This window comes from Nostoc sp. (genome assembly GCF_036917775.1).
GTDB lineage: Bacteria > Cyanobacteriota > Cyanobacteriia > Cyanobacteriales > Nostocaceae > Nostoc.
Genome location: NZ_JBALEQ010000025.1, coordinates 1 through 13238 on the forward strand (window position 1 = coordinate 1; position 13238 = coordinate 13238).

Genomic DNA, 13238 nt, shown 5'->3' on the forward strand with positions numbered 1-13238 from the left:
TGAGTGCCAAAGCTTGGATGTAAAGGGGTTCGGCTTCGCTGTATCTGCCTTGGGAGTAGTAGAGTAACGCTAGGTTGTTGAGACTTTGTGCGACAAATGGATGTTCTTCACCCAGCAGCTTGCGCGTGAGTGCCAAAGCTTGGATGTAAAGGGGTTCGGCTTCGCTGTATCTGCCTTGGGAACGGTAGAGTTCCGCTAGGTTGTTGAGACTAGCTGCGACATCTGGATGTTCTTCACCCAAACGTTTTTTAGTGACTCCTAGACATTGTTCAAACCAGGGTAAAGCTTGGTTATATAAACCTTGACCATTATAAAATGTAGCGTTGCCGTAGAAAGGCCAAAGTAAATCATCGTCGCTGACGTATTGAATGAGATGATTCCCTACTTCAGCTATATGAGGAATAGCGGGAGAAACGGCGGTGATTTTCTCAAGGGTGGACGAGTAAGGAATATCTTGGGCAACTGCTACCATTACCCGGCAAAGCGATCGCTTTAATTCCTCTCCCTTATCTAAATCTGTAAGCTTATATTGAAAAAACTCCCGTAGCAGTGGATGCAGTTGATAAATTGCCTCACCTTTACGCTGAACTAAATGCAGATTCAACAAGCGATCGTCTCTAATTTCTTCTAAATCTTCGGCTTCTTCTTCTGGTAAACACTGTTCCACCAACTTCCAAGGTATAGGTGCGGCTGCAAATAAACTCAATAAACAGCCTAATTGTTTATCGTCGTCTTCTAATTCTTGCCAACTCAACTCAAAGGCTGCTAACACACCTCGTTGTGCTGTCATGTCAGCTTCCGACTTAGATTTAGACAGAGAACGCTCATCTAATCGCTTGTTCACCAACCGCCGCAACATTTCTGCTAAAGATAAATCCTGTTTCCGCGCCAAATATCGCCCCACTAATTCCACACCCAAAGGTAAATATCCCAGCCATTCACACAACTGATTTGCTAAAGCTAATTCTTTTTCAATTCGCCCCGGTGTTTCTTTGAGTAAAGACTTTAATAACTCCAGCGCCGCCTCTGGTTGCAGCACATCCAAAGATAACTGTGCGATGCGTCCCAACTTCTGGCGCGTAGTCATCAACACTTTAAACCGAGAAGGTAACGCCTGTAAGTAAGGCTTGACTTCCTCGTAGTCGCTGACATCATCCAGCACTAGCAGCACATCACCTTCACGCCAACGCCGCCAACAATATTGCACTTGGGCGAGTATGTCAAAATCTTCTGGCGGCTTTAAATCAAGCTGCGTTCTGGCAAACTGCACAACTTGAATGCCCACATCTCCAGTTTTTGCAAGCAACCAGCAAAGCCCACCGTTATATGTTTCGCGGTGCTTGATGGCATATTGTAAGGCGAGTTCTGTTTTACCAACTCCACCCATACCGGCGATCGCTGCGATCGCAACTTGTTTATTATCCTGCAAAAGTTGGTGGAGTTTTTGCAATTCTTCTTCACGTCCAACAAATTCCACTACCCCACTCAGGGGCAAATTTTGCGGTATTTCAGTCGGGGGATTTAACTTTACCTGTTCCCGTTCAGGCGACTGTAGTCAGAAATTAAACGTTTGATTGCGGTTGTCATTAGCAACATTCCCGACATTCCCGCCATAATTTTTATCAACTGTATTCGTAAAATTCTGGATAATAGAAGGTTGAGATTTAACAGTATCCGCCACCGCCTCAACAGCTTGACCAATTTCAGGGTCTTTTTTTGCCGCTTCTTCTACCTGCTCAACCAAAGAAGCTTGACCATAATCTAGCGGTTGCGTTTGAGCCAGTTCTATAGCATTCGCCGTATTAGGTGCTTTACATTTCAGCAGTAAGAATAATTTACCGCCTTGTTCTAAAACCTTTTCACCCAGGACTTCCCCAGTTTTTTCAAAGGCTTTGGTGATGACCAAGGTTGCGATCGCAGCTGCTGTCAGCGATACTGGCTCCATAAGTTTGCCAAAATATACGAGATTTTACCTATGGTTCTCAGTTTAACAGCCCTTTTAAATTAAAGGGACGACTCCAACAAGTGAAATCGTCCCTTTAAATTTATAAATAGTGAAATATTCTCTATCTGCTTACTCTGGAAGGTTCAACCCACTCATCCCAAGAGCTATCGTAGCCATCATAAGTAATTTTATAAAGATCGTTACTAACTTCTAAAACCTGCCCTTTATACCATTTCCGCTTCCACAAAATTCTTACTGCATCTCCAACTTCAAATGATGCCCGGAAGCGTTCAGCACCAACCCATTCATTCCAGGAACTATCATAACCTTCATAAGTAATATAGCAATTATCATCATTAACCTTAAGTACTGTTGCTGGATACCATTTTTCCTTCCAAAAAACCTCAGCCTTTTGTCCTACAGAACAGGGTGAAGCAGCAAAAGCACTGGGAATCAATGTGCCTACCCAAGTTGCCATGAATATAGCACCAAACAATACTTTATTTTTCATGATTCTATCCTCAAACAGTAAAACGGAATGTTGATTAGGATTTATGGAAATCTAATTAAAAATTTCCATAAGCTGTTACTATTGTGATGGAATCAAATTAGCGATCGCCTCAGCAAAAATTATGAATTTTCGCTGCTAGTTATGAAGATATCGTGTTTAAAATTAAGAAATTTTATAAATTTTACTTGAGGATGTTTTAAAAGTCTTTTTATCGGTATCAAATAGTTTTAGATCCCCTCTAAATCCCCCTTAAAAAGGGGAACTTTGATTCCGGTTCCCCCCTTTTTAAGGGGGGCTAGGGGGGATCAAAAGTGCCTAAACTGACAGCAAAACACTTTTCAAACAACCTCTTACTCGAAGGGTTCAGATCCCCGACTTCTTAAATAAGTCGGGGATCTAATTCTTAGTATTAATACTGAAACTACAATTTACATCTTATTAATATTCTTTAAATTACGAGTTCTAAATCTAATTTCATAAATTCCTAGCAAACCCGATGCTACTAGAAAAGGTAAGAAATAATAGATTCCCCGATAAGCTAACATTGACCCCAAAATTGCCGCCGCCGAAACTTGGGATGATAGAATCAGCAAAATTATAGTTTCAAATACACCTAAACCACCAGGAACATTACTAACAACACCTGCAAACATCGCTAGCAAATAGATACCCAAAAAATCCAGATAAGACAAAGATATATTAGTGGGAAGCACTACATAAAGAATTGCTGCTGCCAAAATCCAATCAAGACTAGAAATTACTATCTGAATAAGAGATATCTTAAAAGAAGGAAATCGAAATTCATGCCCACGAATTATTAACGGTTGTTTAATAAAAATACTTCCTAGCAAATAACTAGCCACCAATAGGAGAAAAATCACGCCGATGGGACGCACAGTTGCCAAAGGTAAATGTAATTGAGTAGGAATTTTGAGGGGGTTGATGAGGAATAAGCAACCTGCAACGGCAAACATCCCCAACCAAAAAGTAAAATTGGCGAAAGCAATTACTTGAGCGATCGCAACTGCTGGCACTCCCCAAGTAGCATAAAATCGATAACGGATAGCACTGCCAGTCAGCAAAGCAAAACCTATAGTATTACTAAACGCAGAGCTAATAAAGCTGGTTAAAGCAATCTTGTTCCAGTTTAGGGAACGATTGATGTAACTAAAACCCAAAATATCGTACCCAATCATCACTAGATAGCCCAAAATCGTCAGCCAAATTGCCCAGCTTAAGCGGCTTTTGGGGATAGCAGCTAGAGAGTTGAGGATGTCACGATAATTATACTCATGCAGTTCGTTAGCGATCGCCCACAAAGAAAGCACCAGCAATGACAAGCCAAACAGTGCGCTGAAATTCAGTTGCAGTTTTTTAAGCATCGTGAAGAAACTTATCTTAACTTTTGACTTTTAACTTACAACAAGTCGCAAAGTTTACATCCTCTTGACACAACATTGACAACTTACTTGCGTAAACTTAATAATTGCCAGCACAGACTGTCCAATGACCTGCAAAGATGAACTACAAACAATCAAAAATTATCTTGCTAGTTTCAGCATTAACCCTAGTTAGCTGTAATTTATCCCAAAATGTTGTAGCAAAACCACCTCTACAGCAAGATTTAAAAACAACTCCTTCCGTTCTTCCAACCAAGTCTAATACTGGCGACTCAGCTACTCATTTAACCTACAAAATTGCAACCTACGATAGTCAATTAATGGGTGCAAATCGCACTTATGGCGTTTCTTTACCCCCTGGCTATGAACAAAACCCAAAACAAAGATATCCTGTAATTTTTCTCCTCCACGGCGGACATGGTAATCCCAGTGATTGGTTTATTCAGAATAAGGGAGAAGCTCTCAAGACAGTGGAACAACTTTATACTACAGGTAAGCTGCCACCTAGCATTATTATTACACCAGATGGCAACGACAAACGTGGTTCTAGTCCCTACCGAGATCCCGAATATATTGATGGCCCTAACGGTAAAGTCTCCACAGCCGTGGGTGATGAGTTAGTAAAAGTTGTGCAAAGCCGTTATCGGACACTAACTAATCCAGATTTTTGGGCAATAGGGGGTTTATCTTCTGGTGCTTGGGGTGCAATGAATGTGGGGTTACACAATGTAAATCATTTCTCAATTTTATTTAGTCATAGTGGTTATTTTCAAGATAAAAGCGGCCCAACAAATAGCCCGATAATTTATATCAAAAGTATTCCCACACCAGCTAAACAAAGATTGCGGATTTACTTAGATTCAGGCAAAGCAGATATTGAAGAAATCGATGAAGCTAAAAATTTCTCTAAAGTACTAAATAACCTAAAAATTTATAATCTGTTTCGTCAATTTCCTGGCAGTCACACTTGGCAATACTGGCGGGAACATTTAGCCGATTCTTTGACATTTGTGGGTGAACAATTTAAATCTGCTGAAATGGCAAGTATGGCTCGTAATGTAGGTGGGAATAATAAAAATCCTTAGCGATCGCCAGGATAAATAATACTATTTTGTAAATCCGTTGATATTTAAATATCACTGTGGAAAACTCTACTGCCATTCTTAAGCAGATTCACTATAGTAAGTTTGAACGGAGGTGATTTTTCTAACCCTAAAAAAATATGAAAATTTCTAAATTGTTAATTAGTTTACTAGGAGCGATCGCACTCCTCACTACTGCTGGCTATTATTATGTATTTATATTAGGTGCGCCGCAATTAGACCCACCCCAAAAAGTGGCAAAGACTGGGCTAAAGTTTCAATTAGCAACCTTTAACTCCCAAGCGATGGGTGCAGTCCGCAAGTATGGCGTGATTTTGCCTCCTGATTATGATAAAAATCAGCAAAAGCGCTACCCGGTGATATTCTTATTACACGGTGGTCATGATGATGCTCGTGCTTATGCTGACAAGTATGCCGTCTTAGATGTACTTCATCAACTTTATCAAACTGGAAAATTACCGCCATCAATTGTGATTACACCTGACGGTAATGATAATCGTGGTTCCAGTCCTTTCTACGATCCTGATTACTTTGATGGGCCGAATGGCAAAATCGGGACTTTGATTGGTTCTGAGTTAGTGCAAGTTATCAAGTCTCGCTACCGCACTTTAGAAAAACCCCAGTTTTGGGCGCTGGGAGGTCTATCTTCTGGTGGATGGGGAGCATTTAATATAGGGTTACGCTATCTTAACAACTTCCACATTCTGTTTAGCCATAGCGGTTATTTTACCGATAATAGCGGTTCACAAAATAGTCCCCAACAAATCGTACAACAGCTATCGCCTCAAGATAGGAAGCGATTGCATATTTACTTAGATGCGGGTTTGAACGATACTAATTTATTGGCTTCTACTAAAGCCTTCAACGAAACCTTAAATAAATTAGGCATTGATCACGTATTTTATGCGTTTCCAGGAGGTCATGGTTTGTCTGGTGCTGATATAGGCTGGAACTACTTCCATAAACACCTTAAAGATTCGCTCTCGTATGTAGGCGAACAATTTAAAAAGTTAGGAGTTAAAAGTTAGGAGTTAAGAGTTTTAGAGGATGTTTGAAAAGTCCTCTTCTCGGTAGCAAAATGTTCTAGATCCCCCTAAATCCCCCTTAAGAAGGGGGACTTTGACTCCAGTTCCCCCCCTTTTTAAGCTACGGTGTACACACATCTCTGTGCCAGGTGCAAAATGTGGTTTGATCCCCCTAAATCCCCCTTAAAAAGGGGGACTTTAAGAAGTTTTCCCCCCTTTTTAAGGGGGGTTAGGGGGGATCTAAAAGTGCCTAAAGTCACAGCGAATACTTTTCAAACATCCTCTTAACACTAAAACCAATGACAAATGACAAATGACAAATGACTAATAATTTAAAAACTCAAATTGGACTTTGGAGTGCAGCTTTCCTAACTGGTTTAGTGGGAGTAGTGAATTTGTTGTCAGCAGTGACACCTAACTTGTATGGGCGGAATCACTGGTTAAAGGAATTTTTGCCATTTGAAATTCGTGCCACGGGTCATATATTTGCAGCGCTGACTGGGTTTGTTTTACTTGCACTTGCTACTAATTTATTACGCAGAAAAAGAATTGCTTGGTTACTGACCATTGCTTTATTAGTAATTTCCATCTTCAGCCATTTGCTCAAGGGATTGGACTATGAAGAAAGTCTTCTCTCTGGAGTTTTACTGGTGCAATTAATCTTAATGCGCCATTTTTTCACGGCACAATCAGATCGTCCTTCAATTGCACGGGGAGTTAGAGTGCTGATAGGTGCTTTATTATTTACCCTGGCATACGGAACTATTGGATTTTACTTATTAGACGGCAAATTTTCTGAAAATTTTAATTGGCGTGAAGCTGTACTTCAGACTTTAGCGATGTTCTTCACTGAGGATAATTGGGGACTGCAACCAAAGAGCCGATTTGGAGAATTTTTTGCTAATTCTATCTATATTATTGCCGCAGTTACTATTACCTATGCAATAGTAATGTTATTGCAACCTGTATTTTGGCGTAATCTAGCAACACCAAAAGAGCGCCAAAGAGCTAAAGAAATAGTCGAGCAATATGGGCATTCTTCTTTAGCAGCGATCGCACTCTTAAATGACAAAAGTTATTATTTTAGCCCTACTGGTAATAGTGTAATAGCTTATGTTCCCAAAGGCAGGGGTGCGATCGCATTAGGAGATCCCATAGGCCCCATTGAAGACCGCCAAGAGACAATAGTTTCTTTCTGGCAGTTTTGCCAACGCAATGATTGGTATCCAGGCTTTTACCAAACTTTGCCCGATGATGTTGAGCTTTACAAATCATTGGGATTTAAGGTACTCAAGATTGGAGAAGAAGCGATCGTTGACCTAAAAAGTTTTACATTACAAGGTAAAGCCGGTAAAAACTTTAGACCATCAATCAGTCGTTTAACTAAACTAGGATACCGAATCGAATTTTACCAACCACCCATTACTGATGCTTTGTTGCACCTCCTCAAACCTGTGAGTGATGAATGGCTAAAGATGGTACAAGGTTCAGAAAAACAATTTTCTTTGGGTTGGTTTGACGAAGCTTATCTGCGAGAGTGCGAGATTGCTGTGGTGCATACTCCTGAAGGTAACATCAGCGCCTTTGCCAACATTCTCCGGGAGTACCAACTCAACGAAGCGACTATTGACATGATGCGACATCGCTCATCTCTTGAGAATGGGACGATGGACTTTCTATTTATTTCTCTGCTTCAGCATTTTAAAGACTGTGGTTACGACAGCTTTAATTTCGGTCTTTCTGCCCTTGCGGGAGTTGGAGACAACCCAGAATCACGCCGCTTGGAGAGAGTCTTGCACTATCTTTACGAGCATTTGAATCGCTTCTACAACTTCAAGGGGCTACACGCCTACAAAGACAAGTTCCGCCCCAGTTGGGAACCGCGTTATTTGGTTTACCCCAGTTTAGCTGCCTTACCAGATGTAGTTGTAGCATTGATTCGCGCAGATTCAGGCGATCGCCTTTTTGATTATTTCAAACCCGGAGCCTAAAGGCATCAATTCTGGCATTAACCCCATAACACCTCATTCTAGGGATCGACTCGCCTGCACAAATTGACATTTTTATGATACAATTGTACTATAAAAGCATGAATCTCTGGTGAGTATGTAACGCTAAGTCTGAAAGGAAATGTCCAAAGTTTGTCATAACTGAATCCCCATAGTAGTTAGTACACTGAGGCCAAAATTTCCCTTACCTTGAATGAGGGGCAAAATCTCCTTGTCTTTATTTGGCATAAATTTATTGTGTATTTGTCCTTCAAGTTTTCACGGTTGGAAGAACTTATTAGAAACCGTGGCTTTAACAGACTTATTGACCTTTACATGGAAGGTGAAAATATGAGCAATAATCAAATTTCTCTGCCAGAACTCATCAATTTTTTTGCAGAATATCGCAACAATATCATCATTAATATCAAGCACCTGCAAGAAAATTATCAAAGAACAGGTATCAAGCGCGTTAAAGGTGTGAGAGACGAAAAAGGGGAACTATTACAACCTTGGTTGCAAACAGAATATATAGATAATGCTGAGTATGCTGGTATAGGCGAATTTCAATTTAACCGCAATACCGCTACTATCAATATGCTTATCAAACGTAAAGTCAAACTTACCAAATCTGAAGATCAAACCCCTACTCTTGAGGTAGCAGGTTTGCTGGTGAATGACCTCAATAGCTTTAATAACTACACTATTGTAAGTGATGGGAAAATCAATATAAAGTCTTTACAAGTCAAAATTAGTAGTAAAAAAGCTTTTGATTGGCTCAAAGAAAAGGGTGTGTTAGATGCAGAAAATTTTGACTTCCATGCTGAATATACCATCCAGCTAGATAACTTGCCGCTTGTCGCTTCTGATCGTTGTTACAGTAGTATTGATGGACTATTCAATCAACTCGCAGAAGTTAAAGTACTTACTAGTATTATTTCTGCTTACTTGAAAAAAGAGTCAGAGATATTTATAGCGCCACAGTTAGATGAGTTTAAAAAGCACTATCTCTCCAAAAATACTTACATCAATTTCCCTACAACTAATGAATACACCAATATCCACGAAGCTTTAGTTAATGGTACTCTTGATTCCCGATTGAGCTATAAAATCGACATCGGCAGTCAAGATATTCTGAACTTGAGTAAGTTCCCTTCTGCCAATAAGTTTCTGAATAGAATGTATCGTCTTTATGATAAAGAAACTGGAGAAATTATCATTAAGCCGAATTTTGAGATGGTATTTAATGAAAATCTCGCTGTTAGGCACAGGTTACTTTCATCACGTACCAAGATTACGAAAGTTGACGAGTTTATGAAACCAATTTTCGATGATTTTCTTGGGCTTGAGCAAAATGGCGTAGTTGTAGATATTCTGAAGAAAGTTGGTGCTGATATTTTGGTGCAGTTATTTCAAGAGAAACAAGCTGGTAAGCAAATCAGCAAAGAAGAAATGGTTGCAGCTTTGAGCGCAGCGAATACCAAGCTAGAGAAATATGTAGAAAATATCTACCAAGATAAGATTTCCCCTTTGGTATTTTACATTGGTTGTACTGGACTATTGCCAGATGAAATAAAAGCAAAACCCATGACTGCTGAAGAAGCTGCTGCTAAATATCCAAATCTACAATTTTCTAAAAATGAGCAAGAAGGCACTTTTTTTGCAGTTGGTAATACTATTCTCAGCATCTATACCAAGACTGAATATTACAGCAAACTTATTTCTGTCGGTATAGACAATTAGATTGCATATACCAATAACCCGAAGATCCCCGACTTCTCTAAGAAGTTGGGGATCTTGTTTCTGCACTTTTATTTAGGATTGTTATAGCAATTATAATCGCGGAAGAAATTGGACTTGCAGACGAAGGACTCATTACAATAGTGTTGCTTAAAAAACTTGCTATCTACATAGTCAATGTTGATCGGATAAATAAATCAGCAATGCTACCAATTCCTCTCCCAAAACCTGGGATTATGAACAGAAGCATCATGGCAAAGAGTCCGAATTGAGTATATTGCAGTGGCTTTAGCTGAGGAAAAATCTCACTGAAAACATGAAAGCCATCCAGTGGTGGAATTGGCAGCAGATTAAACAGAAATAATGTCAAATTGATCCGAGCCGCTAGATAAAGAAATTCGACACTCAAAAGTCCTGAAAGATGAAAAAGTTTGAGCAACACAGTAAATAGAATGCCTAATGCCAGATTCGACAATGGGCCTGCTGCGGATACCAAAATATTGCCTAGCTTACCAGAGCGAAACTTAGAGGGGTTGACGGGCATTTGTCCCCAAGCTATACCCATGAGGCAAAGAAAGATGATTGATTCTTTACCCATGTGAACTACAGGATTGAGTGTCAGATGACCAGTTTGTTGGGGAGTATTATCTCCCTGACTCATCGCAGCCAAGCCGTGTGCAAGTTCATGCAAAGTAATGGAGAATATGACAATTACAACGATTCTGAAAAAATGAATCGGCTCTGTGATGAGTGTTTGGATAAACATAATTTACTAAATTTTGGTGATGCCCATCTGTGTAACAAGACATAATTAGTATAAATTTTATCCAAATAATTGCTTAAGCTGCTACGGTAATTTTTGGTATATTCTATAAATGAAAATTTACTAATTTTATTAATCTCAGTTGATTTGATACCTTAAAGAAACATCTCATAACACTTCAAGAATTTTGAAACCTAGTAGTAACTACGTATTTATTTTAATTTTTAGTATATAAAAAACTTACATTGACTCAAGCCTAAAAGCTTGATGTATAATAAAAGACTTAAAAAAGTAAAATTACAAATTACAGATAGATTCAGCTTTATTTGTATCTAACTGCATCTCATAGTTTTATGTGTCTCTGGCTCAAAACATAGCCGCTATTACCTTGTAATTTTGGTACATCACTTTGCAAAGTTAATTTTATTACCTGAAATAGCAATAGATTTACTAATAATCTTTAAGAAAATTACGCATATATCAACTTCAATGAGACAATCTGACCTAATCTTCTCAACCTAAAGGAAGACAATGGACGATCGCACAAAGGCTCTCCAGGCTCTCGCGGCTGAACGTTGGCGCGTATCCCTGATTCTCAGTGGAGCCATGATGTTTATTTACTTTGGCTTTATCTTGCTAATCGCATTCAATAAGCCTCTATTGGGGTCATTAGTAGTTCCTGGCCTGAGCCTGGGAATTTTATTAGGGGCGCTGGTAATTGTCTCAGCATGGGTATTAATTTTTATCTACGTGCGTTGGGCAAATAGCAGTTACGACGATCAAATCGCCAGGCTGACACGCAAGTGAAAATTGGGAATGGGGAATGGGGAAGCACGGGAAGATGACCTACTGATTATTGACCAATTCCCAATGCCCAATAGTTATTAGCAAATTCTAGTCAAAATCCAAAATACTAAACCAAAAAAGCATGAATAGTGTGTGGTTGGATCTGCCATTAGCGGCGGATATTACCAGTCTTGGTAAGTTTAACCCGTTGGCGATCGCTTTCTTCTTTCTGTTTGTTGTCAGTTCTCTAGGCATTACCTATTGGGCAGCAAAGCTTACCAAAAATACCGCCCACTTCTATACAGCCGGCGGTAAAATCAGTGGTTTCCAAAATGGGCTAGCCCTAGCAGGAGACTTTATGAGTGCAGCTAGCTTTTTAGGTATCGCTGGACTGGTGGCACTCAACGGCTTTGACGGCTTAATTTATTCTATTGGCTTCCTGGTGGGCTGGCCAATTGTGATGTTTTTGATTGCGGAACCACTACGTAACTTAGGCAAATACACTTTTGCCGATGTAGTGGCTTATCGCTTACAGCAAAAGCCAGTCCGCATTGCATCTGCGATTGGAACGCTGGCAGTGATTAGCTTTTACTTAATTGCCCAGATGGTAGGGGCTGGGGAGCTAATTAAACTACTGTTTGGCTTTGATTATGAATTAGCCGTGGTCATCGTCGGTTGTGTGATGATGGCCTATGTGATTTTTGGCGGGATGATTGCCACGACTTGGGTACAAATTATTAAAGCAGTTCTGTTGCTCGGCGGAACCATCTTGCTAGCTATTTTGGTATTGGCACGATTTGGTTTTAACCCACTTGCTCTTTTCGCTGCGGCCGCAGATAAATATACAGGTGTATTAGCTCCAGGTAAACAGGTTTCCGATCCCTTTGATGCCATCTCCTTGGGAATGTCGTTGATGTTCGGCACTGCTGGATTACCCCACATCCTGATGCGTTTCTACACAGTACCGGACGCTAAAGCGGCACGGGTCTCTGTTACTTATGCTACAGCTATTATTGGCGTTTTTTATCTCCTTACCTTCATCCTGGGCTTTGGAGCGATGGTGCTAGTAGGGCAAGATGCCATCAAGCAAGTTGGGACTGGTGGTAACATGGCTGCACCGATGTTGGCAGAATTTCTCGGTGGTGATGCTTTCTTAGGCTTTATTTCTGCTGTTTCCTTTGCAACGATTTTGGCGGTTGTAGCGGGTTTGACACTTTCAGGAGCGGCTGCACTGTCTCATGATTTGTGGGTGAACGTGGTGCGATCGGGTCATGCTGACGAGTCAGAACAACTGAAGGTAGCTCGCGGTGCGACAATGATTTTGGGGTTAGTGGCGATATTTTTGGGTATCTTGTTTAAAGGACAAAACGTCGCTTATATGGTGGGTTTAGCATTTGCGATCGCAGCTAGTGCCAACTTTCCAGCGTTACTATTATCAATGCTTTGGCGGCGCTTTACCACTAGCGGGGCAGTTGCAAGTATGTTAGTCGGTACTTTCTCCTCGTTACTGCTGATTTATTTATCACCTACTATTCAGGTGACAATTCTCAAGCACGCTTCTGCACCTTTCCCACTGAAAAATCCGGGATTAGTTACTATTCCCCTAGCGTTTATTGTGGCAATTGTCGTTTCACTATTGACTACTGAGCAGCAGGCACAAGATAAGTTTGCCGAAGTTGAAGATCGCATCCACATTGGTTCTGGGATGTGATTTTGTCGCGTTGCTGATTAGATATATGAATCTTGGTGTAGAGAGGTTGCAATGCAACCTCTCTACAAGGGTTTTGAAATCACGCAAAATCATTTTCATACCTGAATTCAGCAACGCCGATTTTGTCATTGGGTATTACTCATTACAAATATTAATATTGCAAAGTTATTTTTTTGTAACAAAAATCAGGCGTTTGGTATCCAAGATAACTTTTTACTAGTAAACTATCGCACTATCATCACACTTTAAAGTTTGATATTGTCAGC

Annotated in this window: 11 protein-coding genes; 6 read left to right on the forward strand and 5 right to left on the reverse strand. The window is 40.2% G+C overall.

Annotation, left to right across the window (positions count from 1 at the left end; all coding sequences use genetic code 11):
- From V7K69_RS04405 to V7K69_RS04420, 4 genes are all read right to left on the reverse strand, one after another.
- Nucleotides 1–1477: tetratricopeptide repeat protein (locus V7K69_RS04405; protein WP_335031781.1), on the reverse strand; the 1477-nt coding region annotated here is incomplete at its 3' end.
- A gap of 78 nt (nt 1478–1555) precedes the next feature.
- On the reverse strand, nt 1556–1945 hold the full coding sequence (locus V7K69_RS04410) for a hypothetical protein (RefSeq protein ID WP_335031783.1): 390 nt from the start codon (nt 1943–1945) through the stop codon (nt 1556–1558).
- Between the two features lie 121 nt (nt 1946–2066).
- Entirely contained in the window at nt 2067–2456 is a 390-nt protein-coding gene (locus tag V7K69_RS04415; protein ID WP_335031785.1) for an agenet domain-containing protein, read from the reverse strand.
- A gap of 428 nt (nt 2457–2884) precedes the next feature.
- Nucleotides 2885–3838, reverse strand: a complete 954-nt coding sequence (locus V7K69_RS04420) for a lysylphosphatidylglycerol synthase domain-containing protein (protein WP_335031787.1) — start codon at nt 3836–3838, stop codon at nt 2885–2887.
- A gap of 137 nt (nt 3839–3975) precedes the next feature.
- On the opposite strand from V7K69_RS04420, the gene V7K69_RS04425 reads away from it, so the two are divergent.
- The 4 genes from V7K69_RS04425 (at nt 3976) to V7K69_RS04440 (ending at nt 9715) form a co-directional block, all read left to right on the forward strand.
- Nucleotides 3976–4941 (forward strand): alpha/beta hydrolase, encoded by a 966-nt coding sequence (locus V7K69_RS04425; RefSeq protein ID WP_335031789.1) that lies wholly within the window; start codon nt 3976–3978, stop codon nt 4939–4941.
- 137 nt (nt 4942–5078) lie between these two features.
- A complete protein-coding gene (locus tag V7K69_RS04430; RefSeq protein WP_335031791.1) occupies nt 5079–5987 on the forward strand; it encodes an alpha/beta hydrolase in 909 nt (302 codons plus the stop codon).
- A 317-nt stretch (nt 5988–6304) separates the two neighbouring features.
- Nucleotides 6305–7975, forward strand: a complete 1671-nt coding sequence (locus tag V7K69_RS04435) for a phosphatidylglycerol lysyltransferase domain-containing protein (protein ID WP_335031793.1) — start codon at nt 6305–6307, stop codon at nt 7973–7975.
- A gap of 348 nt (nt 7976–8323) precedes the next feature.
- Nucleotides 8324–9715 (forward strand): hypothetical protein, encoded by a 1392-nt coding sequence (locus V7K69_RS04440; RefSeq protein ID WP_335031795.1) that lies wholly within the window; start codon nt 8324–8326, stop codon nt 9713–9715.
- A gap of 163 nt (nt 9716–9878) precedes the next feature.
- Here the strand turns inward: V7K69_RS04440 and V7K69_RS04445 are convergent, their stop codons facing one another.
- Nucleotides 9879–10478, reverse strand: coding sequence for a site-2 protease family protein (locus V7K69_RS04445; RefSeq protein WP_335031797.1), 600 nt, complete (start codon nt 10476–10478; stop codon nt 9879–9881).
- A 528-nt stretch (nt 10479–11006) separates the two neighbouring features.
- Here V7K69_RS04445 and V7K69_RS04450 point away from each other — a divergent pair.
- Nucleotides 11007–11282 carry a DUF485 domain-containing protein gene (locus tag V7K69_RS04450; protein WP_335031799.1) on the forward strand — a complete coding sequence of 92 codons (276 nt, stop codon included), beginning with the start codon at nt 11007–11009 and terminating at the stop codon, nt 11280–11282.
- 121 nt (nt 11283–11403) lie between these two features.
- A complete protein-coding gene (locus V7K69_RS04455; protein WP_335031801.1) occupies nt 11404–12972 on the forward strand; it encodes a sodium:solute symporter family transporter in 1569 nt (522 codons plus the stop codon).
- Nucleotides 12973–13238: the final 266 nt, after the last annotated feature.

Excerpts from the sequence above, each read along its gene's own strand:
- V7K69_RS04410 (WP_335031783.1), bottom strand. The coding sequence starts at position 1,945 with ATGGAGCCAGTATCGCTGACAGCAGCTGCGATCGCAACCTTGGTCATC.
- V7K69_RS04415 (WP_335031785.1), bottom strand. The coding sequence starts at position 2,456 with ATGAAAAATAAAGTATTGTTTGGTGCTATATTCATGGCAACTTGGGTA.
- V7K69_RS04420 (WP_335031787.1), bottom strand. The coding sequence starts at position 3,838 with ATGCTTAAAAAACTGCAACTGAATTTCAGCGCACTGTTTGGCTTGTCA.
- V7K69_RS04425 (WP_335031789.1), top strand. The coding sequence starts at position 3,976 with ATGAACTACAAACAATCAAAAATTATCTTGCTAGTTTCAGCATTAACC.
- V7K69_RS04430 (WP_335031791.1), top strand. The coding sequence starts at position 5,079 with ATGAAAATTTCTAAATTGTTAATTAGTTTACTAGGAGCGATCGCACTC.
- V7K69_RS04435 (WP_335031793.1), top strand. The coding sequence starts at position 6,305 with ATGACTAATAATTTAAAAACTCAAATTGGACTTTGGAGTGCAGCTTTC.
- V7K69_RS04440 (WP_335031795.1), top strand. The coding sequence starts at position 8,324 with ATGAGCAATAATCAAATTTCTCTGCCAGAACTCATCAATTTTTTTGCA.
- V7K69_RS04445 (WP_335031797.1), bottom strand. The coding sequence starts at position 10,478 with ATGTTTATCCAAACACTCATCACAGAGCCGATTCATTTTTTCAGAATC.
- V7K69_RS04450 (WP_335031799.1), top strand. The coding sequence starts at position 11,007 with ATGGACGATCGCACAAAGGCTCTCCAGGCTCTCGCGGCTGAACGTTGG.
- V7K69_RS04455 (WP_335031801.1), top strand. The coding sequence starts at position 11,404 with ATGAATAGTGTGTGGTTGGATCTGCCATTAGCGGCGGATATTACCAGT.